At 65.2% G+C, this 24,648-nt stretch carries 23 protein-coding genes; 21 read left to right on the top strand and 2 right to left on the bottom strand.

Going from position 1 to position 24,648, the window contains the following annotated elements; all coding sequences use genetic code 11:
• Positions 1 to 75: 75 nt before the first annotated feature.
• The 13 genes from IVB24_RS17210 (at position 76) to mmsB (ending at position 15,127) form a co-directional block, all read left to right on the top strand.
• Positions 76 to 1,134, top strand: coding sequence for a putative sulfate exporter family transporter (locus tag IVB24_RS17210; protein ID WP_247773854.1), 1,059 nt, complete (start codon positions 76 to 78; stop codon positions 1,132 to 1,134).
• 95 nt (positions 1,135 to 1,229) lie between these two features.
• On the top strand, positions 1,230 to 2,402 hold the full coding sequence (locus IVB24_RS17215) for a fumarylacetoacetate hydrolase family protein (protein ID WP_094975021.1): 1,173 nt from the start codon (positions 1,230 to 1,232) through the stop codon (positions 2,400 to 2,402).
• Positions 2,403 to 2,816: 414 nt separating this feature from the next.
• A complete protein-coding gene (ytfQ, locus tag IVB24_RS17220; RefSeq protein WP_094975020.1) occupies positions 2,817 to 3,782 on the top strand; it encodes a galactofuranose ABC transporter, galactofuranose-binding protein YtfQ in 966 nt (321 codons plus the stop codon).
• An 84-nt stretch (positions 3,783 to 3,866) separates the two neighbouring features.
• The gene (locus IVB24_RS17225) at positions 3,867 to 5,411 is read left to right on the top strand and encodes a sugar ABC transporter ATP-binding protein (protein WP_247773856.1); all 1,545 of its coding nucleotides are present in this window, start codon (positions 3,867 to 3,869) and stop codon (positions 5,409 to 5,411) included.
• A complete protein-coding gene (locus IVB24_RS17230) occupies positions 5,408 to 6,400 on the top strand; it encodes an ABC transporter permease (protein ID WP_106950211.1) in 993 nt (330 codons plus the stop codon). Before IVB24_RS17225 ends, IVB24_RS17230 begins: the two co-directional genes overlap by 4 nt.
• On the top strand, positions 6,397 to 7,377 hold the full coding sequence (yjfF, locus tag IVB24_RS17235) for a galactofuranose ABC transporter, permease protein YjfF (protein WP_247773857.1): 981 nt from the start codon (positions 6,397 to 6,399) through the stop codon (positions 7,375 to 7,377). The genes IVB24_RS17230 and yjfF overlap by 4 nt, the downstream gene beginning before the upstream one ends.
• Positions 7,374 to 8,150: a FadR/GntR family transcriptional regulator gene (locus IVB24_RS17240; RefSeq protein WP_094975016.1), complete on the top strand. Its 777-nt coding sequence runs from the start codon at positions 7,374 to 7,376 to the stop codon at positions 8,148 to 8,150. The genes yjfF and IVB24_RS17240 overlap by 4 nt, the downstream gene beginning before the upstream one ends.
• The gene (locus IVB24_RS17245) at positions 8,147 to 9,073 is read left to right on the top strand and encodes a Gfo/Idh/MocA family oxidoreductase (RefSeq protein ID WP_094975015.1); all 927 of its coding nucleotides are present in this window, start codon (positions 8,147 to 8,149) and stop codon (positions 9,071 to 9,073) included. The genes IVB24_RS17240 and IVB24_RS17245 overlap by 4 nt, the downstream gene beginning before the upstream one ends.
• A 2-nt stretch (positions 9,074 to 9,075) precedes the next feature.
• Positions 9,076 to 10,152: an aldose epimerase family protein gene (locus IVB24_RS17250; RefSeq protein ID WP_247773858.1), complete on the top strand. Its 1,077-nt coding sequence runs from the start codon at positions 9,076 to 9,078 to the stop codon at positions 10,150 to 10,152.
• On the top strand, positions 10,152 to 11,030 hold the full coding sequence (locus IVB24_RS17255) for an SMP-30/gluconolactonase/LRE family protein (RefSeq protein WP_247773859.1): 879 nt from the start codon (positions 10,152 to 10,154) through the stop codon (positions 11,028 to 11,030). Before IVB24_RS17250 ends, IVB24_RS17255 begins: the two co-directional genes overlap by 1 nt.
• A 73-nt stretch (positions 11,031 to 11,103) precedes the next feature.
• On the top strand, positions 11,104 to 12,177 hold the full coding sequence (chvE, locus tag IVB24_RS17260) for a multiple monosaccharide ABC transporter substrate-binding protein (protein ID WP_247773860.1): 1,074 nt from the start codon (positions 11,104 to 11,106) through the stop codon (positions 12,175 to 12,177).
• Between the two features lie 185 nt (positions 12,178 to 12,362).
• Positions 12,363 to 13,940: a multiple monosaccharide ABC transporter ATP-binding protein gene (gene mmsA, locus IVB24_RS17265; RefSeq protein ID WP_247773861.1), complete on the top strand. Its 1,578-nt coding sequence runs from the start codon at positions 12,363 to 12,365 to the stop codon at positions 13,938 to 13,940.
• Positions 13,937 to 15,127: a multiple monosaccharide ABC transporter permease gene (gene mmsB / locus IVB24_RS17270; RefSeq protein ID WP_247773863.1), complete on the top strand. Its 1,191-nt coding sequence runs from the start codon at positions 13,937 to 13,939 to the stop codon at positions 15,125 to 15,127. The genes mmsA and mmsB overlap by 4 nt, the downstream gene beginning before the upstream one ends.
• Positions 15,128 to 15,244: 117 nt before the next feature.
• On the opposite strand, the gene IVB24_RS17275 is transcribed toward mmsB, so the two are convergent.
• Positions 15,245 to 15,412 carry a hypothetical protein gene (locus IVB24_RS17275; protein WP_094975008.1) on the bottom strand — a complete coding sequence of 56 codons (168 nt, stop codon included), beginning with the start codon at positions 15,410 to 15,412 and terminating at the stop codon, positions 15,245 to 15,247.
• A gap of 174 nt (positions 15,413 to 15,586) precedes the next feature.
• On the opposite strand from IVB24_RS17275, the gene IVB24_RS17280 reads away from it, so the two are divergent.
• The 7 genes from IVB24_RS17280 (at position 15,587) to IVB24_RS17310 (ending at position 22,208) form a co-directional block, all read left to right on the top strand.
• Entirely contained in the window at positions 15,587 to 16,165 is a 579-nt protein-coding gene (locus tag IVB24_RS17280) for a cytochrome c oxidase subunit 3 family protein (protein ID WP_247773865.1), read from the top strand.
• Positions 16,162 to 16,425 carry a cytochrome C oxidase subunit IV family protein gene (locus tag IVB24_RS17285; protein ID WP_247773867.1) on the top strand — a complete coding sequence of 88 codons (264 nt, stop codon included), beginning with the start codon at positions 16,162 to 16,164 and terminating at the stop codon, positions 16,423 to 16,425. Before IVB24_RS17280 ends, IVB24_RS17285 begins: the two co-directional genes overlap by 4 nt.
• Before the next feature lie 95 nt (positions 16,426 to 16,520).
• Positions 16,521 to 16,973 (top strand): cytochrome c, encoded by a 453-nt coding sequence (locus IVB24_RS17290; RefSeq protein ID WP_247773869.1) that lies wholly within the window; start codon positions 16,521 to 16,523, stop codon positions 16,971 to 16,973.
• Between the two features lie 39 nt (positions 16,974 to 17,012).
• A complete protein-coding gene (locus IVB24_RS17295; RefSeq protein WP_247773870.1) occupies positions 17,013 to 18,359 on the top strand; it encodes a cbb3-type cytochrome c oxidase subunit I in 1,347 nt (448 codons plus the stop codon).
• A gap of 63 nt (positions 18,360 to 18,422) precedes the next feature.
• The gene (locus IVB24_RS17300; protein WP_094975003.1) at positions 18,423 to 19,232 is read left to right on the top strand and encodes a CbbQ/NirQ/NorQ/GpvN family protein; all 810 of its coding nucleotides are present in this window, start codon (positions 18,423 to 18,425) and stop codon (positions 19,230 to 19,232) included.
• Between the two features lie 10 nt (positions 19,233 to 19,242).
• Positions 19,243 to 21,159 carry a VWA domain-containing protein gene (locus IVB24_RS17305; RefSeq protein ID WP_247773871.1) on the top strand — a complete coding sequence of 639 codons (1,917 nt, stop codon included), beginning with the start codon at positions 19,243 to 19,245 and terminating at the stop codon, positions 21,157 to 21,159.
• 113 nt (positions 21,160 to 21,272) lie between these two features.
• Positions 21,273 to 22,208, top strand: a complete 936-nt coding sequence (locus IVB24_RS17310) for a carbohydrate kinase (RefSeq protein ID WP_247773872.1) — start codon at positions 21,273 to 21,275, stop codon at positions 22,206 to 22,208.
• A gap of 6 nt (positions 22,209 to 22,214) precedes the next feature.
• Here IVB24_RS17310 and IVB24_RS17315 read toward each other — a convergent pair whose 3' ends face one another.
• On the bottom strand, positions 22,215 to 23,102 hold the full coding sequence (locus tag IVB24_RS17315) for a LysR substrate-binding domain-containing protein (protein ID WP_166469866.1): 888 nt from the start codon (positions 23,100 to 23,102) through the stop codon (positions 22,215 to 22,217).
• 121 nt (positions 23,103 to 23,223) lie between these two features.
• Here IVB24_RS17315 and IVB24_RS17320 point away from each other — a divergent pair, with 121 nt between their 5' ends.
• On the top strand, positions 23,224 to 24,645 hold the full coding sequence (locus tag IVB24_RS17320; RefSeq protein ID WP_247774113.1) for an amidase: 1,422 nt from the start codon (positions 23,224 to 23,226) through the stop codon (positions 24,643 to 24,645).
• The last annotated feature ends 3 nt before the right edge of the window (positions 24,646 to 24,648 follow it).

A 24,648-nucleotide genomic window follows, 5' to 3' on the forward strand; every position in this document is an offset into this window, starting at 1 on the left:
GGCCCTGATATGTCGAAAACTTATTCCCCATTGAGCCGGCGCTGCGTATAAATCTTTCTCCCTTGGGAGAGATTTGTGTCGCAGAATCAAGCATCCAGCCCGGCCGATGCCAAGCCGGCCACCGCCGCGAGCCGTATTTTCGGGCTGATTCCAGGCATCCTCCTCTGTATCGCCGTCGCCGGCGTCTCGGCCCTGCTCGAAAGGGCGGAGCTCGGCGTCTTCGAGCATCCCTATGTCGAGGCGCTGGTGATGGCGATCCTGCTCGGGATGGCCCTGCGCAGCTTCTGGAAACCCGCGCCGCGCTGGCAGGCCGGCATTGCCTTCAGCGCAAAACAGCTTCTCGAAGTCGCCGTCATGCTGCTGGGGGCCTCGATCAGCTTCGCCGCCATCGCGGCTTCCGGCGTCGCGCTGCTGGCGTCGATCGCAGCCGTCGTGGTGATTGCGCTGTGCGTCTCCTTCGGTCTCAGCCGGATGCTGGGCCTGTCGACGCGGCTGTCGATCCTGATTGCCTGCGGCAACTCGATCTGCGGCAATTCGGCGATCGCCGCGGTGGCCCCGATCATCGGCGCCACCAATGACGAGATCGCATCCTCGATCTCCTTCACCGCGATCCTCGGCGTGATGATGGTGCTCGGCCTGCCGCTGCTGATTCCGCTGTTGCAATTGTCTGCCACGCAATACGGCATCCTCGCCGGCCTCACGGTTTATGCGGTGCCGCAGGTACTGGCCGCGACGGTCCCGGCCGGGCTCGTCTCGACGCAGATCGGCACGCTCGTGAAGCTGATGCGTGTGCTGATGCTCGGGCCGGTCGTCGTCGGCCTGTCGCTCGCGGCGTCACGCTGGCAGAGCGATGCCAAGAAGACCAATGTCAGCTTCTTCCGCCTCGTGCCCTGGTTCATCCTCGGCTTTCTGGCGCTGGCGACCTTGCGTTCCCTCGAAATCGTGCCGGGGACGGTGGTTGGTCCGGTGACCAAGATCACGAGCTTTCTCACCGTGGTGTCGATGGCGGCCCTCGGACTCGGCGTCGACGTGCGCGTGCTTGCCAATGTTGGCGGGCGGGTGACGGCCGCGGTGACGCTGTCCCTGATGCTGCTGCTCGGAATCAGCATCGCCTTGGTGCATTGGTTCAAGTGAGGGCCGCGCTCTCTGGACTTCCCCCGCCAGACGTTTATTGGTCTTCGCCAATGTGATCGGCTGCGGCTGATCCGAGAAACAACGAGGGCGCGGCCATGACGACATTGTCGGTGAAAGACCTTCTCCCCGAGGACGGAACACGCGGCACACTCGCCGGCCGCGTCTGGCTGCCGCAGGCGAACGGTCCGGCCGTGGTCGCCGTCCGTGGCGACGGCGTGTTCGACGTCACCGCAAGATTTCCGACCATCAGCGCGCTCTGCGAAGAGGACAACCCGGCCAAGGCCCTTGGCCTGACCAAGGGCGAGCGGATCGGCGATCTCGACGCCATCGTGGCCAACACTGCGCCGGACCAGCGCGATCGCCAAAAGCCCTGGCTGCTTGCGCCCGTGGACCTGCAGACGCTGAAGGCTGCCGGCGTCACCTTTGCCATCTCGATGCTGGAGCGGGTGATCGAGGAGCGCGCAAAGGGCAATCCCGCCTCGGCCGAAGCGATCCGCAAGGAAGTGACGCGGCTGATCGGCGATGATCTCTCCAAGCTCAAGCCAGGTTCCGACCAGGCGATGCATTTGAAGCAGGTGCTGATCGATCAGAACGCCTGGAGCCAATATCTCGAGGTCGGCATCGGCCCCGATGCGGAGGTCTTCACCAAGGCGCCGACGCTGTCCTCGGTCGGCACCGGCATGGATGCCGGCCTGCATCCGAAATCGACCTGGAACAACCCGGAGCCGGAGCTCGTGCTGTTCGTGTCGAGCCGCGGCAAGATCGTCGGCGGCGCGCTCGGCAACGACGTCAATCTGCGCGACTTCGAGGGCCGTTCGGCGCTGTTGCTGTCGAAGGCCAAGGACAACAACGCCTCATGTGCGATCGGACCGCTGCTGCGCCTGTTCGACGACAGCTTTACGCTCGACGACGCGCGCAAGCTCGACATCAGCCTGAACGTGAAAGGAGCGGACGGCTTCGTTCTCGATGGCCATTCCTCGATCAGCAAGATCAGCCGTGATCCCACCGATCTGGTCGAGCAGACCATCGGCAAGGTGCATCAATATCCCGATGGCTTCGTGCTGTTCCTCGGCACGATGTTCGCGCCGGTCAAGGATCGCGACGCGCCAGGGCAGGGGTTCACCCACAAGCGCGACGACATTGTCACGATCGCAGCGCCCCAGCTCGGCAAGCTCGTCAACCGCATGCGCACCAGCGACGAGTGCGAGCCCTGGACCTTCGGCATCGGTGCGCTGATGAAGAACCTGGCGCAGCGAAAGCTGATCTAACGCTTCACGTCTGGCTCTGACCTCCCACGCGAACGTCTACGAGGCCGTCATGCCCGGGGTTGTCCCGCCTGCGCAGCCGAAGCCGCTTCGGCGAGGCGAAGGCCGGGTCATCCACGTTCTCTGTCATGCGAGGTGAGGCGTGGATGGCCGGGACAAGCCCGGCCATGACGGTGTCCGCGTCTGGCCCCTAGAATCTCCCTCATCTTCCCGTTGCATCGCTGGAACAAGATCGCGCCGGGCGTGTCTTAAAACCGCTTGCCACCGCTCGGCGCGTTTTTCCTCCAAATAGTCAAATAATATGACTAGTCGGAACTTATCTTCCGTGAAATAGTCCCTCCCGCCGCCTCAAGGGCCGGCCTGTGGGTGTCATGCTACCAATCGGCGCCCCGGATAACATCTTGGGAGACTCGCCTGATGATCCTCAAAGCCCTCTTTGCGGCCAGCGCCACGGCCGCCTTGCTGCTCGCGCTGCCGGCAAATGCCGCCGAGCTCACCGTCGGCTTCTCGCAGATCGGATCGGAGTCCGGCTGGCGCGCGGCCGAGACGTCGGTCTCCAAGCAGGAGGCCAGCAAGCGCAAGGTCAATCTCAAGATCGCAGACGCGCAGCAGAAGCAGGAGAACCAGATCAAGGCGATCCGCTCCTTCATTGCGCAGAACGTCGATGCGATCTTCCTCGCGCCCGTGGTCTCGACCGGCTGGGACTCGGTGCTGAAGGAGGCCAAGGAAGCCAAGATCCCTGTCGTGCTGCTCGACCGCGATATCGACCCCTCCGGCAAGGAGCTCTATCTCACCGCCGTCACCTCCGACAGCGTGCATGAAGGCGAGGTCGCCGGTGACTGGCTGGCCAAGACAGTCGGGGCCAAGGCCTGCAACATCGTCGAGCTGCAGGGCACGGTCGGCGCCAGCGTCGCCACCAACCGCAAGAAAGGCTTCGACACCGCGATCGCCAAGCACGCGAATCTGAAGGTGGTGCGCAGCCAGACCGGCGACTTCACCCGCGCCAAGGGCAAGGAGGTGATGGAAAGCTTCATCAAGGCCGAGGGCGGCGGCAAGAACCTCTGCGCCGTCTACGCGCACAACGACGACATGATGGTCGGCGCGATCCAGGCGATGAAGGAAGCCGGTCTCAAGCCCGGCAAAGACATCCTCACTGTCTCGATCGACGCGGTCCCCGATATCTTCAAGGCGATGGTTGCCGGCGAAGCCAATGCCACGGTGGAACTGACGCCGAACATGGCGGGCCCGGCGCTCGATGCCGTCGCAGCCTTCAAGGGCAAGGGCACGGTTCCGCCGAAATGGATCCAGACCGAGTCCAAGCTCTATACCGCAGCCGACGATCCGCAGAAGATCTACGACAGCAAGAAGGGCCTCGGTTACTGAGGCGATCCCCCTTCGAAACCGCTGCACGAAACACTAGGCTGGGTGTCCGCTTCGATGGCGGGCACCCGTGGGAGTGAATTTGCCATGCAGAACGGCCCCGATCCTGCTCTGCCCCTTCTCGAGGTGCGCGGGATCAGCAAGAGCTTCGGCGCTGTCCGCGCGTTGCAGGAGGTCGACTTCACGCTGCGCGCCGGCGAGATCCATGCGCTGCTCGGCGAGAACGGCGCCGGCAAGTCCACGCTGATCAAGGTCGTCACCGGCATATTTCCGCGCGGTGCCGGCATCGTCAGGATCGGCGGTGAAGAGATCGCCCCGCGTTCGGCGAAGGCGGCGGTGGCTGCGGGCATCGCCACCGTCTACCAGGAGGTCAATCTGCTGCCGAACCTCTCGGTGGCGCAGAACCTGTTTCTCGACCGCCAGCCGGTGCGCTTCGGCATGGTGCGCGAAGGCGAGATGCGCCGTCGCGCCAAGGCGCTGCTCGCGGATTTCGGCCTCGACATCGACGTCGCCGCGCCGCTCGGCAATTATTCGGTGGCCGTCCAGCACGTCACGGCGATTGCCCGCGCGGTGGATCTCTCCGCGCGCGTGCTGATCCTAGACGAGCCGACCGCGAGCCTCGACCGTCACGAGGTCGAGATCCTGTTCGGTATCATGCGCCAGCTCGCGAAACGCGGCATCGGCATCGTCTTCGTCAGCCATTTCCTCGACCAGGTCTACGAGATCTCCGATCGCATCACGGTGCTGCGCAACGGCCGCCTGGTCGGGGAGCGCGAGACCGCCTCGCTGCCGCGGCTCGAGCTGATCCGGCTGATGCTCGGCCGCGAATTGGCCGAGACCACCAGCGCGCGCGCATCGGTGGGCGAGCACAGAGTGCGCGAGGTCTGCGCGAGCTTCGAGAATTACGGCAAGGCCGGCTATGTCGCCCCGTTCAATCTCGAGCTGCGCCATGGCGAGGTCGTGGGCCTTGCCGGCCTGCTCGGCTCGGGCCGCAGCGAGACGGCGCGGCTGGTGTTCGGCGCCGAGCGCGCCGATGGCGGGAAGGCGAGGGTGGAGGGTTCGCCGGTGCGGCTGCAGTCGCCACGTGATGGCGTCCGCCACGGCTTCGGGTATTGCCCGGAGGAGCGCAAGACCGACGGCATCGTCGCCGAGCTTACGGTGCGCGAGAACATCGTGCTCGCGCTCCAGGCCAAGCGCGGCCTGCATCGCCCCCTGTCACGCCGCGAGCAGGACGAGATCGCGCGCCGCTACGTCAAGATGCTCGACATCCGTCCGCCCGATGCCGAGCGCCCCGTCGGCCTGTTGTCCGGCGGCAACCAGCAGAAGGTTCTGCTGGCGCGCTGGCTCGCGACCTCGCCGCGGCTTCTCGTGCTGGACGAGCCGACCCGCGGCATCGACGTCGGCGCGCATGCCGAGATCATCCGCCTGATCCGCGAGCTCTGCGACGATGGTCTCTCGCTGCTCGTGATCTCCTCCGAGCTCGATGAGATCGTGACCTATTCCGACCGCGTCGTGGTGCTGCGCGACCGCGCCCATGTCGAGGAGCTCGCGGGCGAGGCGGTCGATGTCGGCAACATTCTCGCGGCCATCGCCGCCGACGGCGCCGGCGTTGCACATGAGGCCCACGCATGACAGCGCTGTTGCCGCGCCGCGGTCTCGCCCAGATCCTCGCATTGATCGTCATCCTTGCGGTCGACCGCGTGGTGTCGCCGCAATTCTTCGACCTGCGGCTCCAGGACGGCCGTCTGTTCGGCAGCCTGATCGACGTGCTCAATCGCGGCACGCCAGTGGCACTGCTCTCGCTCGGCATGGTGCTGGTGATCGCGACGCGCGGCATCGATCTGTCGGTCGGTGCGATCATGGCAATCGCGGGCGCGATCGCGGCGAGCCTCGCCGACACTCACAGTCTGGCCGTGGTTCTGGCGGCAGCGCTCGGCGCGGGCTTGATTTGCGGCCTGTGGAACGGCTTCCTCGTCGCGGTGCTCGGCATGCAGCCGATCGTGGCGACGTTGATCCTGATGGTGGCGGGACGCGGCATCGCCCAGCTGATCACCGAGGGGCGCATCGTGACGTTCTCGTCGCCCGATCTGGTCTGGCTCGGCAACGGTGCCATTCTCGGCGTGCCCGTGCCGGTCGCGATTGCGCTCGGCATGCTCATCCTGACCGGCGCGGTGGTGCGCGGCTCCGCGCTCGGGCTGCTGGTCGAGGCGACCGGCGGCAATGCGCGCGCGAGCGAGCTTGCCGGCGTCGGCACCCGTGCGATGATCCTGTCGGTCTATGTCTGGTGCGGCGTCTGCGCCGCGCTGGCCGGCGTGATCGCGGCTGCCGACATCATGGGGGCGGACGCCAACAATGCCGGCCTCTGGCTCGAGCTCGATGCGATCCTGGCCGTTGTGATCGGCGGCACTTCGCTGTTCGGCGGCCGCTTCAGCCTCGTGCTCGCGGTGCTCGGCGCGCTGATCATCCAGACCATGAACACCGGCATCCTTTTGTCCGGCTATCCGCCGGAATTCAACCTGCTGGTCAAAGCGGTGGTGGTGCTCACGGTGCTGTTGTTGCAATCGCCGAAGCTGACCGGTTTTGCCGGCATCGCCGCGCGGCTGCGGAGGACGAAGGCATGAGAGGCCTGCCGCCTGCCCTCATCACGGCGATCGTGCTCGTCGCGGGCTTCGCAGCCTGCGCGGTGCAGTTTCCCAACATCGCCTCGACCCGCGTCGTCGGCAATCTCCTCACCGACAACGCTTTCCTCGGCATTGTCGCGGCCGGCATGACCTTCGTCATCATCTCCGGCGGTATCGATCTCTCGGTCGGCTCGGTGATCGGCTTCACCACCGTCTTCGTTGCGCTCGCGATCGAGCGCTGGGGCATGCCGCCGCTGGTTGCTTTCGTCGCCGTCCTCGCACTCTCGGCGGCCTTCGGTGCGGCGATGGGCGCGGTGATCCATGTCTTCGATCTGCCACCGTTCATCGTGACGCTCGCCGGCATGTTCCTGGCCCGCGGGGCAAGCTTCCTGCTCTCTACCGAATCCATACCGATCACCGCGCCGTTCTATTCCACCGTGTCGGACTTTGCCTTGCGATTGCCCGGTGGAGGACGGTTGACGGCGATCGCGATCATCATGCTCGCGATCGTGACCGGCGGCGCCATGCTGTTGCATCTCACCCGGTTCGGCGCCAACGTCTATGCGCTCGGCGGCAGCCGGGCGACCGCGAGCCTGATGGGCGTTGCCGTCGGCACGATGACGGTGAAGATCTACATGCTGTCGAGTCTGCTCGCAGGTATCGCCGGCATCGTCTTCTCGTTCTACACCAGCGCCGGCTATTCCCTCTCCGCCGTCGGCGTCGAACTCGACACCATCGCCGCCGTCGTGATCGGCGGCACGCTGCTTACGGGCGGGCAGGGTTCGGTGATCGGAACTTTCCTGGGCGTGCTGATCCAGGGCCTGATCCAGACCTACATCAATTTCGACGGCACGTTGTCGAGCTGGTGGACCAAGATCGCGACTGGAATCCTGCTGTTCGCCTTCATTGCCTTGCAGCAGGGACTGGTCGCGCTGGCCCGCCGGCCGTTGACGAAGCGCGCGGGAGCTGCCTCATGACCTCGCGCATTGTCGTCATCCCGACGCGGCGGGCCCACTCCAACCATGCGGAGGTGGCTCGCTCGATCGGCGTCGACATCATCGCGGGCAGATATGCGGAGGGCACGCGCCTGCCGGGTGACGCCGAGATGATCGCGATGTTCGGCGTGTCGCGGCCGGTGCTGCGCGAGAGCGTGAAGACGCTGGTCGCCAAGGGGCTGCTCACCACCAAGGCGCGGGTCGGCACCGTCGTGCGCGAGCGCGGCGCCTGGAACATGTTCGATGCGGACGTGTTGGCCTGGCATCTGGATGCCGGCATCGACAAGCGTTTCCTCAACGACCTCGCCGAGATCCGTCTCGCGGTCGAGCCGCGCGCGGCGATGCTGGCGGCCGCGCAGCGGTCGGAGGAGGATCTGACCGAGCTTCGGCGCAGCATGGAGCGCATGCGACTCGAAGGGTCCGACTCGGTCGGCTTTGCCGATGCCGACCTCGCGCTTCACGTCGCCGTGGCGCGGGCCTCCGGCAATTTGTTCATGCGCTCGATCGGCCACGTCATCGAGGCCGCGCTTCGCGCCTCGTTCCTGCTGAGTGCGCCGGTCGAATTGGAAGACCGCGACACGGTGCTGCTCTGGCACCAGAAGATCGTCGATGCGATTGCGGCCGGCGATGCCGATGCCGCCTCAGAGGCGATGGTCCATGTCATTCACAACGGCATGCGCCGCCACGATGGTACGGTGATCGAGACCGTTCCGGCCGCGGCGTTGCCATCCGTGCAGTCCGGAGAGCGATCGTGACCGAACTTCGCATCGCCATCGTCGGCTTCGGCAAGATCGCACGCGACCAGCATGTCGGTGCGATCGCCGCGGTGCCGGGCGCGACGCTGACTGCAATTGCCAGCCGCAACGCCTCGCTGCCGGGGCTGCCGCATTTCGCCACCATCGAGGAACTGCTGGAAAAGGGGCCGCCGATCGATGCGGTTTCGCTCTGCACGCCGCCGCAGGTGAGGCGCGCCCAGGCCGCCGCGGCGCTCGCCGCCGGCAAGCATGTCATGCTGGAGAAGCCGCCGGGCATCGGTGTTGCCGAGCTCGATCCGCTGATCGCGATGGCGGCAGAGGCAAAGCGAACGCTGTTTGCGACCTGGCATTCGCGTCATGCGCCGGCGGTCGAGCCCGCGCGACTATGGCTCGCGGCGCGACGCATCAAATCGGTGCACATCAGCTGGAAGGAGGATGTTCGCGTCTGGCATCCCGGCCAGAGCTGGATCTGGGAACCGGGCGGCCTCGGCGTGTTCGATCCCGGCATCAACGCGCTGTCGATCCTGACCAAAATCCTGCCCAAGCCCGTGTTCGTCACCGCGGCCGAGCTGGCGTTTCCCGCCAATTGCCAGTCTCCGATCGCAGCGAGCCTGACGCTGACCGACATCGACGGCCTGCCTGTCACCGCCGAGTTCGATTTCCGCCAGACCGGGCCGCAGAGCTGGGATATCGTCGTCGAAACCGAGCAGGGCCGGATGACGCTGTCCGGCGGCGGCAGGCACATGGCGATCGAAGGCAAGACCGTTGCCGAGGCGCCCGACGAGGAATATCGGGAGCTTTACCGGCGCTTCGTCGCGCTCGCGGCCACCGGCGCAAGCGACGTTGATCTGGCGCCGCTTCGCCTCGTCGCCGACGCATTCTTGCTCGGCAGGCGCACCGTCGTCGAACCGTTTGTGGATTAGACATGGCCGCATCAAAAATCACGAAAGACGTTTTTGGAACGCTGCCCGACGGCCGCGAGGTCGAGCGCATCCTGCTGCACGGCGAGGGCGGTTTCGAGGCGCGCATCATCACCCATGGCGCGGTGTTGCAGGCGCTGATCGCGCCCGATGCGAAGGGCAGGCACGACGACGTCGTGCTCGGGCATGACGCGTTCGCCGGCTATCTCGCGGAACGAAAGTTCTTGGGCGCCACCGTCGGCCGGTACGCCAACCGCATCGCGAAAGGACGGTTTTCGCTCGATGGCGAGACGGTGCAGCTTCCCGTCAACAACGGTCCGAATGCGCTGCATGGCGGCCTCGAGGGATTTGATCGCAAGCTCTGGGAGATCGCGGAGATCGACGACGGCGCCCAGCCCGCGGTGACGCTCACCTACACGAGCCCGCATGGCGAGGAGAATTATCCCGGCAAGCTCGACGTCCGCCTGACCTATCGCGTCACCGGCCCGACCGAGCTGTCTCTGACCATGGAGGCGCGGACCGACCGTCCCACCATCGTCAACCTGACCAATCACAGCTTCTTCAATCTGGAAGGCGCGACATCAGGCACGCCCATTCTCGATCACAGACTGATGGTCGCCGCCGAGCATTTCCTCGCCATCGATCCCACCGCCATTCCGCTGCCGGAGCCGCCGCGCCCCGTTGCCGGTACGCCGTTCGACTTCCGCGAACCTCGGCCGGTTGGCGAACGGATCCGGCAAAACGATGAGCAGTTGCGCAACGGCAGGGGTTACGACCACACCTACTGCCTCGCCCGCGACGGCAAGCTCGCGCTCGCGGCGCGGCTGGAGGCGCCGCGCTCCGGGCGGATCATGGAGCTGTTGACCGACCAGCCCGGTCTTCAAGTCTATTCCGGCAATTATCTCGACGGCACGATCTCGGGGAAGGGCGGCAAGCTGATCCGGCAGTCGGACGCGATGTGCCTTGAGCCGCACATCTGGCCCGACGCGCCGAACCGGCCGGATTTCCCGAGCCCGCGCCTCGATCCCGGCCAGGTCTATCGCCATCACACGGTCTATCGCTTTGCAGCGAGGACGCCCTGATGGAACAGGTCCCAACCTCAATTCTCTCGAACGATCCCTGCCATCTCGGCGAAGGTCCGACCTATGACGTGACCACCGATACCGCCTGGTGGTTCGACATCCGCGAGGGACGGCTGTTCGAGGCGCAACTCGGCAGTGGTGCGATCCGTGTCCACGCGCTCGGCCGGATGGCGAGCGCACTTGGGCGCATCGATGCCGAACGGCAGTTGATCGTTGCCGAGGACGGGCTCTATATCCGCACGCTCGCCGACGGCGCGATGACGCTGCTCCTTCCGCTCGAAGCGGACAATCCCGACACGCGCTCCAATGATTGCCGCGTGCACCAGTCCGGCACGTTCTGGATCGGGACCATGGGCAAGAAAGCCGAGCTGAAGGCGGGGGCGATCTACGCGCTCCATCGCGGCACGATCTCGACGCTGTTTTCCGGCATCAGCATTCCCAATTCGATCTGCTTCTCGCCGGATGGCGGCACAGGTTATTTCACCGACACCACGCGCGCCGTGCTCTACGCCGTGCCGCTCAATCCGGCGACCGGTCTGCCGCGCGGCGAGCCGGAGATTCTACTGCGCCACAGCGGTATCGGTGGCCTCGACGGTTCGGTGTGCGACGCCGACGGGAACATCTGGAACGCGTGCTGGGGCGCGAGCCGCATCGACGTCTACTCTCCGCAAGGCGAGCGTCTGCGCTCGCTAGGCGTGCCGGCCAAGCAGGCGAGCTGTCCGGCTTTCGTCGGTCCCGATCTGTCGCGCCTCCTCGTCACATCGGCGTGGCAGGATATGGACGCGGCGGCACGCGCCGCCGACCCGCAAGCCGGTTACACCTTTCTATTGGAGGCCTCCGCCCGCGGTCGCGCCGAGCCCGACGTCAAGCTCGCATAGGAGACCCAAGAGCCGTGTACGACCAAGTTCTCGACGACAGCAAGAAACAATCTGACACCAAAGGGAGTGAAACATGCTGAAACTGAAGACGACATTCCTCGCGCTGGCCCTGGCCGGCGCCGCGACGATGGCCACAGGCCTCACCGCCTCTGCCCAGGACAAGGCGACCGTCGGCATCGCCATGCCGACCAAGTCCTCGGCGCGCTGGATCGACGACGGCAACAACATGGTCAAGGTGCTGAAGGAGCGCGGCTACAACACCGATCTGCAATATGCCGAGGACGACATCCCGAACCAGCTCTCGCAGGTCGAGAACATGGTGACCAAGGGCGCCAAAGCGCTGGTAATCGCCGCGATCGACGGCACCACGCTGTCCGACGTGCTCAAGCAAGCCAAGGCAAAAGGCATCACCGTGATCGCCTATGACCGCCTGATCCGCGGCACGCCGAACGTCGATTATTACGCGACCTTTGACAATTTCCAGGTCGGTGTGCTCCAGGCGCAATCGATCGAAAAGGGACTCGGTCTGAAGGAAGGCAAGGGCCCGTTCAACATCGAGCTGTTCGGCGGCTCGCCCGACGACAACAACGCCTACTTCTTCTACAACGGCGCCATGAGCGTGCTGAAACCCTATATCGACAGCGGCAAGCTCGTGGTCGCCTCCGGCCAGATGGGCATGGACAAGGTCGCGACCTTGCGTTGGGACGGTGCCACCGCCCAGGCCCGCATGGACAACCTGCTCAGCGCCTACTACGGCAACAAGAAAATCAACGCCGTGCTCTCGCCCTATGACGGCATCTCGATCGGCATCATCTCCTCGCTGAAGGGCGTCGGCTATGGCAGCGCCGATCAGCCGATGCCGATCATTTCGGGTCAGGACGCCGAGGTGCCCTCGATCAAGGCGATGCTGCGCGGCGACCAATACTCGACCATCTTCAAGGACACCCGGGACCTCGCCAAGGTGACCGCCGACATGGTCGACGCCGCGCTTGCCGGCAAGCAGGTCACGGTCAACGACACCAAGACCTACGAGAACGGCGTCAAGACCGTGCCGTCCTATTTGCTCAAGCCGGTCGTAGTCTACAAGGACAATTGGGAGAAAGTTCTGGTCGAGAGCGGCTACTACAAGAAGTCGCAGTTCCAGTAGGCTCTTTCTTTGCTTGTCCCGAATGCGGGGAGGGGGAGCTCTTTATGGGACGAAACGGATGTCCACATACTCGTCATGCCCGGGCTTGTCCCGGGCATCCACGTCCTTCCTTGCAGGCAGCGGCACGTGGATGGCCGGGATCAGCCCGGCCATGACGACGCCGAAGAGACCTGGAGTCTGACACGATGACCGCCATGCTGGAGATGCGCAACGTCAGCAAGAGCTTTGCAGGCGTCCAGGCGCTGCGCGACGTCAATTTCTCGGTTCACGCCGGGCAGATCCACGCGCTCGTCGGCGAGAACGGTGCCGGCAAGTCGACGCTGATGAAGGTGCTCAGCGGGGTCTATCCGCATGGCAGCTACGAAGGCACCATCGTCTTCGACGGCGCGGAGCGGCGCTTCCGCGACATCAACGATTCCGAGGCGCTCGGCATCATCATCATCCATCAGGAGCTGGCGCTGATCCCGCTGATGTCGATCGCGGAAAACATTTTCCTGTCGCATCCGCCTTCAAAATTCGGTGTGATCGACCGAGACGAGGTCTACCGGCGCACGCGTGAGCTGCTGGCGCAGGTCGGCCTGAAGGAATCCCCGGACACCCTGATCACCGATCTCGGCGTCGGCAAGCAGCAACTGGTCGAAATCGCCAAGGCGCTCTCGAAGCGGGTGCGGATGCTGATCCTGGACGAGCCGACCGCGAGCCTCAACGAGGCCGACAGCGCCGCGCTGCTCGAACGCCTGATGGCGTTCCGCGAGCAGGGCATCGGCTCGATCCTGATCTCGCACAAGCTCAACGAGGTCGCCAAGGTCGCCGACCACATCACCGTGCTCCGCGACGGCCGCACCGTCGACAGCATAGATTGCCGCGCCGAGCCGATCCAGGAAGACCGCATCATCCGCAGCATGGTCAATCGCGATATGGCTCACCGTTTCCCGGAGCGCAGCGTGAAGATCGGCGAGCCCGTGCTCGAAGTCGCGAACTGGTCGGTCCATCACCCCATCCATCCGGAGCGGCAGGTGATCAAGAACGTCAATTTCGGCGTCAGGCGCGGCGAGGTCGTCGGCATTGCCGGGCTGATGGGCGCTGGCCGCACCGAATTCGCCATGAGCCTGTTCGGCCGCTCCTGGGGCACCAATATCAGCGGCAGTATTCGGCTCGAGGGCAGAGACATGGTGCTCCCGAGCGTTGCGGCGGCGATCGACGCCGGCCTTGCCTACGTCACCGAGGATCGCAAGCAACTCGGCCTGATCCTGGCCGACGACGTCCGCAAGAACATCACGCTGGCCAGCCTCGATCAGGTCGCGCCTAAACGCGTGATCGACGACATCGCTGAACTGAAGATCGCCAGCGACTATCGCACCCGCATGCGCATCCGCTGCTCCGACGTCTACCAGGAGACCGGCCAGCTCTCCGGCGGCAACCAGCAGAAGGTGGTGCTGTCGAAATGGCTGATGACCGACCCCAAGGTGCTGATCCTGGACGAGCCGACGCGGGGCATCGACGTCGGTGCCAAGTACGAGATTTACTGTATCATCAACGAGCTGGCGGAAGCCGGCCGCGGCGTCGTGGTGATCTCCTCGGAGATGCCCGAACTGCTCGGCATCTGCGATCGCATCTGCGTCATGAACGACGGCGCCTTCGTCGGCGAGTTCAAGGGCGCCGACGCGACGCAGGAAAAGATCATGCGCGCCATCATGCGCAATGTAAGAAGCAACGGAAACGGCGTGCCTGAGGCCGCGGAGATGGGAGGATCGCAGCCATGACCGACAAGACCGTATCGCTGCCCGAGGAGCGCCGGCACGGCAGCTTCATCAAGAACAATTTGCGCAACTACGGCATGCTGATGTCGCTGATCGCGATCATGCTGTTCTTCCAGGTCATGACCGGCGGCACGCTGCTGCAGCCGCTGAACCTGACCAACCTGGTGCTCCAGAACAGCTACATCGTCATCATGGCGCTGGGCATGCTGTTGGTGATCGTGACCGGTCATATTGACCTCTCGGTCGGTTCGGTTGCGGGCTTCGTCGGTGCAGTGGCCGCCGTGCTAATGGTGACGTACAAGATCGACTACACGCTCGCCTTCATCGCCTGCCTGCTGCTGGGCGCCGCGATCGGCGCGGCGCAGGGCTATTGGGTGGCCTATTTCAAGATCCCGTCTTTCATCGTGACGCTGGCGGGCATGCTGGTGTTCAAGGGCCTGGCGCTCGCGGTGCTGCAGGGCCAGTCACTCGGTCCGTTCCCCGCGACCTTCCAGAAGCTGTCGTCCGGCTTCATTCCGGAACTGCTGCCCGAAGCCGGCACGCTGCATCCGACCTCGATGCTGATCGGTGCCGTGCTCGCGCTTGGCCTCGTCTATGCCGGCGCCAAGGGCCGCTCGCGCGAGCAATTGCACGGCATCGAGGTCGAGCCGTATGCGTTCTTCCTGGGGAAGAGCGTTTTGCTCGCCTGTGCGGTACTCTATTTCACCTATCTGATCGCTTCGCATCGCGGCCTGCCGAACGTGCTTGTGATCATGACCGCGTTGATCGCACTCTATGGCTTCGTTACCCGGCGTACCGTGATTGGCCGGCAGGTCTATGCTGTCGGCGGCAATGCAAAGGCGGCAAAACTGTCGGGCATCAAGACCGAGCGGCTGACTTTCTTCACCTTCGTCAACATGGGCGTGCTCGCCGCGCTCGCCGGCCTCGTCTTCGCGGCGCGCCTCAACACGGCGACGCCGAAGGCCGGCCTCGGTTTCGAGCTAGACGTCATCGCCGCCTGCTTTATCGGCGGTGCCTCGGCCTATGGCGGGGTCGGGCGCGTCGGTGGCGCCGTGGTCGGCGCCATGATCATGGGCGTGATGAACAACGGCATGTCCATCCTCGGCATCGGCATCGACTACCAGCAGGTCATCAAGGGTCTGGTGCTGCTCGGAGCGGTGTGCATCGACGTGTATAACCAGCGGCGGTAGCCGCATTGACGGTCTCGTAGGGTGGGCAAAGGCGCAACGCGCCGTGCCCACCATGCTTCCGCGATCGTGGACCGAGACGTGGGCACGCGTCTGCCTGTGGCGGCCGCTTTGCCTTCCCTACGGCAGCGGTGATTGCGTCGTGAACAGCACCGTCGCGATCGCGACGGAGAGGCTCACCGCCGATATTGTTGCCACGGTCGACAGCACCCCCATTCGCCGAAGCACGATGGCGAAGACGATGATGATCGGTGTCGCGGTCATCAGCCCGATTTGTGCATCGCTCATCGCATCGCTCGCCGTCTTGCGGAACCGCCGGATGCATCCAGCCTATGACGGTGGGCCGGGCCGAACGTTGCGACAGCACAAACGCGCTTCCGACTGGTTGCACTATTTGTCCGGCGACAAAGTTGGGGCCGGACAAGTGGGATATCTGTTCGGCGAACTTGATGCGGAAGACAGATGTCGGCGACGGATTGCGAACGACGGAGCACCGGCTGGGGAATTCTGGAAGATCTTCCCGGCGACCCCATGATCTGGGTGCTGATCTTCAGCGAACTCGCGGCGTTCGGCTTGTTCCTCGGTGCCTTCGTCGTCGCGCGCGCGCTTCAACCGGCGGTCTTCGCCGCCGGCCAGGCCACGCTTGATGCTCACTTGGCCGGAATCAACACCATCGTGCTCGTGACCAGCGGTTGGGCCGCCGCACGCGCGACGGCCTCTGCACGGGCGGGCGAAAGGGCACGTGCGCGCGGCTGGCTGTTCGGCGCCATGGCCCTTGGCGGTGTCTTCATCGCGGTCAAGCTGTTCGAATATGCCGGCGAGATCGCGTTGGGCAACGGCCTGGAGACTAGCCCGTTCTTTACGCTGTACTTCCTCCTCACCGGCTTCCATCTCCTGCATGTCGGCCTCGGCATCGTGATCCTGGCCGTAGTTTCGCGGAGCGCCCGGGCGGCGGGAGTCGAGACCGGAACCGCGTTCTGGCACATGGTCGACCTGCTCTGGATCGTCATGTTTCCGATCATTTATCTGGTGCACCCGTGATTCCGGATCGTCTCGACGTCGCCTGGATCACGTTGATCGGTCTTGCGCTCGCGACCATTCTGGTCCCGCCGCTGGTGTCGCGCCCCTTGCTCGCCAATGCCTTGCTGCTGACGTTTGCCGCCGTCAAGGGCCGCCGCATCGTGCTCGATTTCCTCGATCTCCGCTCGGCACCGGCACTTTGGCGCGGCATCGTCAGCGCCTGGGTCTTCATCGTGGTGCTGTTCGCCTGGCTCGCATCGGCCATCGTAGCCCTGATCTGACGCGCTCCTTGCGCCTCGACAAAGAGTGATCCGCGCCATTCGGCAATAAATCACAGCATCGCTATTTCGCGGGAATCATACGGAAAGGATTGGCAATGGCTGAACGCCTGACCAAGTCGGCCGCTCGGAACGTCTTCTACGGCGGCTCGGCCTTCTTCTTCGCCATTTTCATAGGGTTGACGGCGCACAGCCATTATTACATGGCCACGACGTCCACGGACGCCACGACGCTGACGTCCGCGGTCGCCCGGGGCAAGCACGTCTGGGAGAAGAACTCCTGCATCAACTGCCACACGCTGCTGGGCGAGGGCGCCTATTTCGCGCCTGAGGTCGGCAACGTCTGGGATCGCTGGGGCGGCAAGGAGGATCCGGCCGCTGCACGCGAGACGCTGAAGGCCTGGATGCAATCGCAGCCCTCGGGCGCAGAGGGCCGGCGGCAGATGCCGCAGTTCAACCTGACCGACCAGGAACTCAACAATCTCGCCGATTTCCTGCAATGGACCAGCACGATCAAGCGTCAGAGCTGGCCGCCGAACAAGGCCGGCTGAGCCTGCCGCATTCCTCTTTCAAGACAGAGAGAACCCGAGATGAAATATCAAACCCAGAAAGTCGCGATGCTGTATTTCTACGGCGCGCTGACCCTGTTCATGGCCCAGGTCCTGTTCGGCCTTCTCGCCGGAACGATCTACGTCCTGCCCAACACACTGTCGACCCTCCTGCCGTTCAACATCGTCAGGATGATCCACACCAACGCGCTGATCGTGTGGTCGCTGATCGGCTTCATGGGGGCGACTTACTTCCTTCTCCCGGAAGAGACCGAGACCGAACTCTATAGCCCGTTGCTGGCGAAGATCCAGTTCTGGATGTTCTTCGGCGCGGCCGGCGTCGCCGTGGTCGGCTATCTCTTCCACTATCACGAGGGCCGCGAGTTCCTCGAACAGCCCTTCATCATCAAGGTCGGCATCGTCGTCGTCTGCCTGATGTTCCTGTTCAACGTCACGATGACGGCGCTGAAGGGCCGCAAGACCACGGTCACCAATATCCTGTTGTTCGGCCTGTGGGGCGTCGCGATCTTCTTCCTGTTCGCCTTCTACAACCCGGCGAACCTCGCCGTCGACAAGATGTATTGGTGGTACGTCGTCCACCTCTGGGTCGAAGGCGTCTGGGAGTTGATCATGGCCTCCGTGCTCGCCTATCTCATGATCAAGCTCAACGGCATCGATCGTGAGGTCGTGGAGAAGTGGCTCTACGTCATCATCGGCCTGGCCCTGTTTTCGGGCATCCTCGGCACCGGCCACCATTTCTACTGGATCGGCGCGCCCGGTTACTGGCAGTGGATCGGCTCGCTGTTCTCCACGCTCGAGGTTGCGCCATTCTTCACCATGGTGATCTTCACGGTGCAGATGACCTGGAAGGCCGGCCGCAAGCATCCGAACCGCGCTGCGCTGTTGTGGTCGGTCGGCTGCTCGGTGATGGCGTTCCTCGGCGCCGGCGTCTGGGGCTTCCTGCACACGCTGTCCTCCGTGAACTATTACACCCACGGCACCCAGGTTACTGCCGCGCACGGCCATCTCGCCTTCTTCGGCGCCTACGTGATGCTGAACCTGTCGGTGATGGCCTATGCGATCCCGCAGCTCAAGGGACGTGCGCCCTATAACCAGTGGCTCTCCATGACGAGCTTCTGGATCATGTGCACGGCGATGATGACCATGACCTTCGCGCTGACCTTCGCCGGCGTGGTCCAGGTCCATCTCCAGCGCGTGCTCGGCCAGAACTACATGGACGTGCAGGACCAGCTCGCGATGTTCTACTGGGTCCGACTCGGCTCCGGTGTGTTCGTTGCGATCTCCGCGCTGATGTTCGTCTGGGCCGTGCTGGTGCCAGGCCGCGAGAAGCAGGCGATCATTCCCGCCGCGCTGCAGCCGGCCGAGTAAACGAGAAAGGGCGGCCGCGGTTTGCCGCGGCCGCCTGCTTCCTGGAAAATCCGGAGAGACCTCATGAAAGCTGCCCTTCATACGGTGACCTCGGCGCCCGAGCTGCCGGCCTATGTTCCATCCGGAAACGAATGCGAGCTTTTCGAGCATGCCTGGCAACGTCACCTGCCGGTTCTGCTCAAGGGGCCGACCGGCTGCGGCAAGACGCGCTTCGTCGCGCATATGGCGGCGCGGCTGGGCCTGCCGCTTCACACGGTTGCCTGTCACGACGATCTCACCGCCGCCGATCTCACCGGGCGCTATCTGCTCCGGGGCGGCGACACCGTGTGGACCGATGGTCCGCTGACGCGCGCGGTGCGCGAGGGCGGCATCTGCTATCTCGACGAGGTCGTGGAGGCCCGCAAGGACGTCACCGTGGTGCTGCATCCTCTGACCGACGACCGCCGCATCCTGCCGCTGGAGCGGACCGGCGAGGAGCTGGTGGCGCCGAACAGCTTCATGCTCGTGGTCTCGTACAACCCCGGCTACCAGACGCTGCTGAAGGCGCTGAAGCCATCGACGCGGCAACGCTTCATCGCCATCGAATTCGGCTTCCTGCCGCCCGAGCAGGAGATCGCCGTCGTGTCCGCCGAGAGCGGGCTGTCGCCGGAGCGCGTGCGGCCGCTGGTGGGGCTGGCTGGCCGGCTGCGCGCGCTCCGGGGTCACGACCTGGAGGAGGGCGTCTCGACCCGGCTCGTGGTTTATTGCGCGACCTTGATCGCCGCGGGCACGCCGATCGCCGATGCCGTGCTGGCGGGCATGATCGAGCCGCTCACCGACGATTCCGACGTGAAGGCGGCCCTGCTGGACGTCGCACGCGCCGTCATCGGGTGAGGCCACGGCCATGCTCGACTTTCTCGAACTGGAGGAGACGGTCGGCCGCGCCTGGCACCGGATGGTCGGCGGGACCGCGAGCTATCCGGTTCACGATGATCACGCCGTTGCACTGACCGAGGTGAAGGGCCGGCTCGCGGTGATGTTCCGCGCGCTTGGCGGTGAGCGTGGGGTGCAGATTGCAAGCGCAGGCGCGCGAAAATCGGGGCACCGTCTCGGCTGGCGCCAGCGCATCGGCCTCGGCGACGAGCGATTGGAGCAGCCCGGCCGTGACGCTGCGGCCATCTTCCTCCCCGATCGCATCTCGATCTTTCCGGACCGCGCGTTGAATGCGGCGCTCTATCGCTGGCTTGCGGCCTGGTTCGCGGCCGCGCCCATCGAGACGATCGCGGAAGCCGATCCGCTGCGACGGGATCTTCTGGTCCTGCGCCGGGCGAGCGAGACGGCGGTCTTCGTGCTCACGCAATTTCCCGGCCTTGTCGCCGATTACGCCCAGCTCGTCGCGGCAACGGCCGAGGCCCGGCCTCGTCGCCCCCTGCCGCGCATCGAGCAGGAGGTCGAGCAGATCGTGCTGGCCTTGCTCGGCGCCGGAAGGGCACCTGCGGGCACATTGTGGCCGGCGATGATGGGGACGGGTCCGCTGCCGGACAAGGCGCCGCCGGGCTATCATTCGATCCTACCGTGCCCGCTTTGGGGGGATTGCTGGACGCGCGAGCTCTCGCCCGCGCATGCCGGCGAGGATGAATGCGCACCGTGCGCCGAGCCCGAGGCCCAGGACAATCGCAAGCGCTTTGCTGTGCGCGAGCGCGAGGACAATGCCAATCGCCGCGATCCCTTCGTGCTCAATCGCTTCGAAAAGATCCTCGCGATGGCCGAGATGGTCAACGTCGACCGTCCCTCGGACGACAGTGAGGACGAGGACGCGCAGAAGGCAGCCGACGATCTCGAGGAGATCACGCTCAGCCGCCGCACCGGCAAGCCGGCGAGCCGGTTCAAGTTCGATCTCGACCTGCCGCCGGAGGCCCTCGATGCATCGCGGCTGAACGCGGACCTCACCTATCCCGAATGGGATTACCGCAGCGGATCCTATCTGCCCGATCATTGCCGCGTGCTGGCGGGTGCGGCCTCCGAGCAAGGTGAGAGCTGGACGCCCGACGACGCCATGCGCCGGCACATCCGCCAGGTGCGCCGCCGCTTCGAGGTGCTGCGGCCGCGCCACGAATTGATGCGCGCCCAGGTCGACGGACACGATCTCGATCTCGACGCGCTGGTGCGTGCGCGCTGCGATCTTCGCGCCGGCAGCAGCAGTGATCTCGATCGCATCCATGTCGCGATGCGCCCGCAAGGGCACGATCTTGCGGTCACGCTGCTCGTCGATGTCTCGCTGTCCACGGACGCCTGGGTCGACGGCTACCGCGTGCTCGACGTGGAGAAGGAGGCGCTGCTGGCGCTCGCCCACGGGATTTCGGCTTGCGGCGACCACCACAGCATCCTCACCTTCACCTCGCGCCGGCGGTCCTGGGTGCGGCTCGAGACGGTCAAGGCTTTCGGCGAGCGGATGAGCCCGACAGTCGAGCGTCGCATCGGCGCGCTGAAGCCGGGCTATTACACGCGGATCGGCGCGGCGGTGCGCCACGCCGCGGCCGAGCTCGCCCACCAGCCGCAGCGCAAGAAGCTGTTGCTCGTTCTCACCGACGGCAAGCCGAACGACGTCGATCATTACGAGGGCCGCTTCGCGCTCGAAGACACCCGCAAATCGGTGCAAGAGGCGCGCCGGCTCGGCATCGCCGCCTTCGGCATCACGGTGGACGCAACCGCGCAATCCTACTTCCCGACCCTGTTCGGCCGCGGCGGCTATGCCATCGTCGGCAACATCAAACGGTTGCCCGCGGCGCTGCCGGCGATCTACCGGCAGGTCGCGCACTGAGCCGGCGCGGATAAAGCGCGTGGTGCGGCTGGATGGTGGCCACACTTGCTGATAGGCTTGCTTCAGACTGATGAAGCAAACGCGCGCTGGAATGATTGCCGAGGGCTGAGCGAATGCTGATATCCTGCGGCGATGCGCTGATCGATTTCGTGCCGACGCGAAACGCCGGCGGTCGCGAAGCGGTGATGCCGGCGGTCGGCGGCTCCTGCCTCAATGTCGCGATCGGCATGGCGCGACTCGGCGCGCCGACCGGCTTCGTCGGCGGCATCTCGACCGATTTGTTCGGACGGATGATCGTAGACCACGCCACAGCCTCGCATGTCGACCTCAGTCTCGCCACCCGCAGCGACCGTCAGACCACGCTTGCCTTCGTCCGTATCGTCGCCAGCGACTCGCACTACGCCTTCTACGATGCCGAGACCGCGACGCGGAACTGGACCTACCGGCGCGAGGCCATTCCATTCGCCGACATCGAGGCCGTTCATGTCGGCTCGACCACGCTTGTCAACGACCGGGGAGCCGCCGAGACGAAGGCGCTGATCGCGGATGCGCGACCCTCATCGACGATCTCCTTCGATCCGAACTGCCGCCCTAATCTGGTTGAAGACAAGCCGGCCTATCTCGCGCGGATGGCGGAGTTCGCTGCCAGCGCTGATCTGATCAAGCTGTCGGACGTCGACTTCGCCTACCTCTTCGGCGACGAGCCATATCGGCAGCGGGCGAACGAACTGCTCATGCAGGGCACGAGCCTCGTCGTCATCACCCGCGGCAGCGATGGCGCCATTGCATGGCACGCGGGGACAGGGCAGATCGAGGTCGCCGCGCCAAAGGTCGAGGTGGCCGACACGATCGGGGCCGGCGACAGTTTTCAGGCGGCGCTGCTGTTTGCTTTGCACAAGCAGGGTCGCATTGCCCGGCGAGCACTGAAGGACATCAGTGCCGATGAGCTCCGCCGCGCACTGTCCTTCGCCGCCGGCTGCGCGGGCCTCACCTGCACCCGCCCGGGCGCCGATCCGCCCTGGGGCCACGAGGTGAGTTGGAGTCTCTAGCTCGCCTCAGATCCGCGCGGCCGCCTTCTCGGCGCATTTGAGGAAGATCCCGATCAGCGGACTTTGGGAATCTCGCCGCCAACAGACTGCAATGTCGAGGGAGTCGGTGACGTCACGCAGCGGTCGGAACGCGATGCCGCGTGGCGCGCCGAGCTGCGCGCAGGCCGGCAGAATGGCGAGACCTTCACCGGCCAGAACCAGGCTCATCGCCGAATGCACCGTCTCCACCCGGCTGGCGATCGGCATCACGATTTGGTGCCGGCGCAACAAGGGGACGACAGCGGAGGAGGCGGGTCCATGGTCCGGATGCGGGAGCGCGATCAGCGGGCGGCCCTGCAGCTTCTCCATCGGCACCGAGCTCAAGCGTGCGAGCGGCGAGCGGATCGGCATCGCCAGCATGAACGGCTGCGCACCGATCCGTGCCACCTGGATCTCAGGATGGTTGATCGCCGGCATGCACAGCGCGACCGTGACGCTGCGGTCGAGCACGCGGGCTTCGCGCGTCGATGCGCTGAGTTCGGCGAAGCCGAGGTCGACGCCGGGAACCGCGCGGCGGAGCTCAGGGATGAGCCGCGGCAGCATCGCGTTCGCCAGCACGAACATGTAGCCTACCGACAGCCGCCCGCGCCGCCCCGAGGCAACCGCGCGCGCTGCTTCGGCGCCGTCGATCGCGAGGGCGAGTGCCTCGCTGGCGCGCGCCAGCAGTGCCTGACCTGCCTCGGTCAGGTCCATGCCGCGGGTGCCGCGCCGGAACAGCGGAGCGCCGATCTCGGCCTCGAGCTTGCGAATCTGGACCGAGAGCGGCGGCTGCGCCATCCGAAGCAGCTCGGCGGCCTTGCCGATGCTGCGGGCCTCGGCGACGGCGACGAAATAGCGGAGCCGGCGAAGATCCATTGGCATACCGAAAATGTATGGGTTAGGGCTCAAAATGGTATTGGACGACGAGTTAACAAAACTGTCATTCTCGCTGTCAATGCCTTGGGCCAACAGGCCAGCTTCGGAGCGTGGTGTGACGATGAACGGCGATCCCTGTCTCTTGTCCGCAACCGAACTTCGCGGCCTCATCGCCACGCGGAAGATTTCCCCCGTCGAGATCGTCAGTGCGGTGCTGGCGCGCGCCGAGGCGCTCCAGCCCGAGCTGAACTGTTTCATCACGCTATGTGGCGACGAGGCGATGACGCAGGCGCGCGCTGCCGAGCGCAAGATGATGGCCGGCGAGCCGCTTGGCCTGCTCCACGGCGTCCCCGTCACCGTCAAGGACATCGTCAACACAGAGGGCGTCAGGACCACCTTCGGCGCTGTTCCCTACAAGGACAATGTGCCGACCGAGGATGCCGTCGCGGTCGCGCGGTTGCGCCGCGAAGGCGCAATCCTGATCGGCAAGACCACGACGCCGGAATTCGGCAGCAAGTGCCTGACGGATTCGCCTTTGTTCGGTCGCACCCGCAATGCCTGGGACGCCCGCCGGTCCTCCGGCGGCTCCAGCGGCGGCGCGGCGGTCGCGGTGGCGAGCGGCATCGCGCCGCTCGCGGTCGCGACCGACGGCGGCGGCTCGACGCGAATTCCCGCTGCCTGCAATGGCGTGGTGGGTTTGAAGCAGAGCAACGGTGTGATCCCGCACAGCCAGGCGCTGGATGTGTTCGGCAACCAGACCTATGTCACGCCGACCACCCGCACCGTCGCCGACACCGCGCTGATGATGCAGGCGATGTCAGGCGAGGATGCCTGCGACCCCTGGTCGATCGGCGTCCCCGTGCCCGATTTCATCGGCGCGACTGCGGCGCGCGGCGATCTGCGCGGGCAGCGGATCCTGTACTGCCTGACGCCGCCGGGCCGCCCGGTGTCCGCCGAGGTCGCAGCCAGCTTCAAGGCGAGCCTCGACCGGCTGGCTGGACTTGGTGCCGAACTCGAGGAATTCTCCGGTGACGATTTTGACATCGAGCCGATCTGGCGCGCCATCAACCACACGGTCTGGCGTACGCGCTTTGCGAAACTCGCGGCCGAGCACGGGAACGAGCTGAGCGAGGCCTTCCTCAAGCAGCTCGCGCTCGCGACCGAGGTCAGGGGCGTCGACTACCAGGAGGCGATGTTCGCGCGCACCGCACTGTTCCGTCGCGTGCAATCGCTGCTTGCGCACGGACATTTGCTGGCGATGCCGACGCTCACGCGCACCGCGCTGCCGATCGAGCAGGATCTGTTCGGCTCTATCGAGATCGACGGAGCGCATTTCGATAGCGTCCGGCCGCACTGGTTCCCCTGGACCATGCCGTTCAACATGACCGGCCATCCCGCAATCAGCCTGCTTTCTGGCTTCGGCCGCGACGGCCTGCCGATCGGGCTTCAGCTCGTCGGCCGCTTCCGGGCCGATGCGGAATTGCTGCGCGTCAGCGCGCTGTTCGAGGCTTCAAGCGATCTCCTGTCCCGCTGGCCAGCTTGAGGA

Source organism: Bradyrhizobium sp. 192 (genome assembly GCF_023100965.1).
GTDB classification, from domain to species: domain Bacteria; phylum Pseudomonadota; class Alphaproteobacteria; order Rhizobiales; family Xanthobacteraceae; genus Bradyrhizobium; species Bradyrhizobium symbiodeficiens.

Excerpts from the sequence above, each read along its gene's own strand:
- mmsB (WP_247773863.1), top strand. The coding sequence starts at position 13,937 with ATGACCGACAAGACCGTATCGCTGCCCGAGGAGCGCCGGCACGGCAGC.
- IVB24_RS17295 (WP_247773870.1), top strand. The coding sequence starts at position 17,013 with ATGAAATATCAAACCCAGAAAGTCGCGATGCTGTATTTCTACGGCGCG.
- ytfQ (WP_094975020.1), top strand. The coding sequence starts at position 2,817 with ATGATCCTCAAAGCCCTCTTTGCGGCCAGCGCCACGGCCGCCTTGCTG.
- IVB24_RS17275 (WP_094975008.1), bottom strand. The coding sequence starts at position 15,412 with ATGAGCGATGCACAAATCGGGCTGATGACCGCGACACCGATCATCATC.
- yjfF (WP_247773857.1), top strand. The coding sequence starts at position 6,397 with ATGAGAGGCCTGCCGCCTGCCCTCATCACGGCGATCGTGCTCGTCGCG.
- IVB24_RS17250 (WP_247773858.1), top strand. The coding sequence starts at position 9,076 with ATGGCCGCATCAAAAATCACGAAAGACGTTTTTGGAACGCTGCCCGAC.
- chvE (WP_247773860.1), top strand. The coding sequence starts at position 11,104 with ATGCTGAAACTGAAGACGACATTCCTCGCGCTGGCCCTGGCCGGCGCC.
- IVB24_RS17255 (WP_247773859.1), top strand. The coding sequence starts at position 10,152 with ATGGAACAGGTCCCAACCTCAATTCTCTCGAACGATCCCTGCCATCTC.
- IVB24_RS17290 (WP_247773869.1), top strand. The coding sequence starts at position 16,521 with ATGGCTGAACGCCTGACCAAGTCGGCCGCTCGGAACGTCTTCTACGGC.
- IVB24_RS17230 (WP_106950211.1), top strand. The coding sequence starts at position 5,408 with ATGACAGCGCTGTTGCCGCGCCGCGGTCTCGCCCAGATCCTCGCATTG.
- IVB24_RS17240 (WP_094975016.1), top strand. The coding sequence starts at position 7,374 with ATGACCTCGCGCATTGTCGTCATCCCGACGCGGCGGGCCCACTCCAAC.
- IVB24_RS17280 (WP_247773865.1), top strand. The coding sequence starts at position 15,587 with ATGTCGGCGACGGATTGCGAACGACGGAGCACCGGCTGGGGAATTCTG.
- IVB24_RS17320 (WP_247774113.1), top strand. The coding sequence starts at position 23,224 with ATGAACGGCGATCCCTGTCTCTTGTCCGCAACCGAACTTCGCGGCCTC.
- IVB24_RS17300 (WP_094975003.1), top strand. The coding sequence starts at position 18,423 with ATGAAAGCTGCCCTTCATACGGTGACCTCGGCGCCCGAGCTGCCGGCC.
- IVB24_RS17215 (WP_094975021.1), top strand. The coding sequence starts at position 1,230 with ATGACGACATTGTCGGTGAAAGACCTTCTCCCCGAGGACGGAACACGC.
- IVB24_RS17310 (WP_247773872.1), top strand. The coding sequence starts at position 21,273 with ATGCTGATATCCTGCGGCGATGCGCTGATCGATTTCGTGCCGACGCGA.
- IVB24_RS17225 (WP_247773856.1), top strand. The coding sequence starts at position 3,867 with ATGCAGAACGGCCCCGATCCTGCTCTGCCCCTTCTCGAGGTGCGCGGG.
- IVB24_RS17315 (WP_166469866.1), bottom strand. The coding sequence starts at position 23,102 with ATGGATCTTCGCCGGCTCCGCTATTTCGTCGCCGTCGCCGAGGCCCGC.
- IVB24_RS17305 (WP_247773871.1), top strand. The coding sequence starts at position 19,243 with ATGCTCGACTTTCTCGAACTGGAGGAGACGGTCGGCCGCGCCTGGCAC.
- mmsA (WP_247773861.1), top strand. The coding sequence starts at position 12,363 with ATGACCGCCATGCTGGAGATGCGCAACGTCAGCAAGAGCTTTGCAGGC.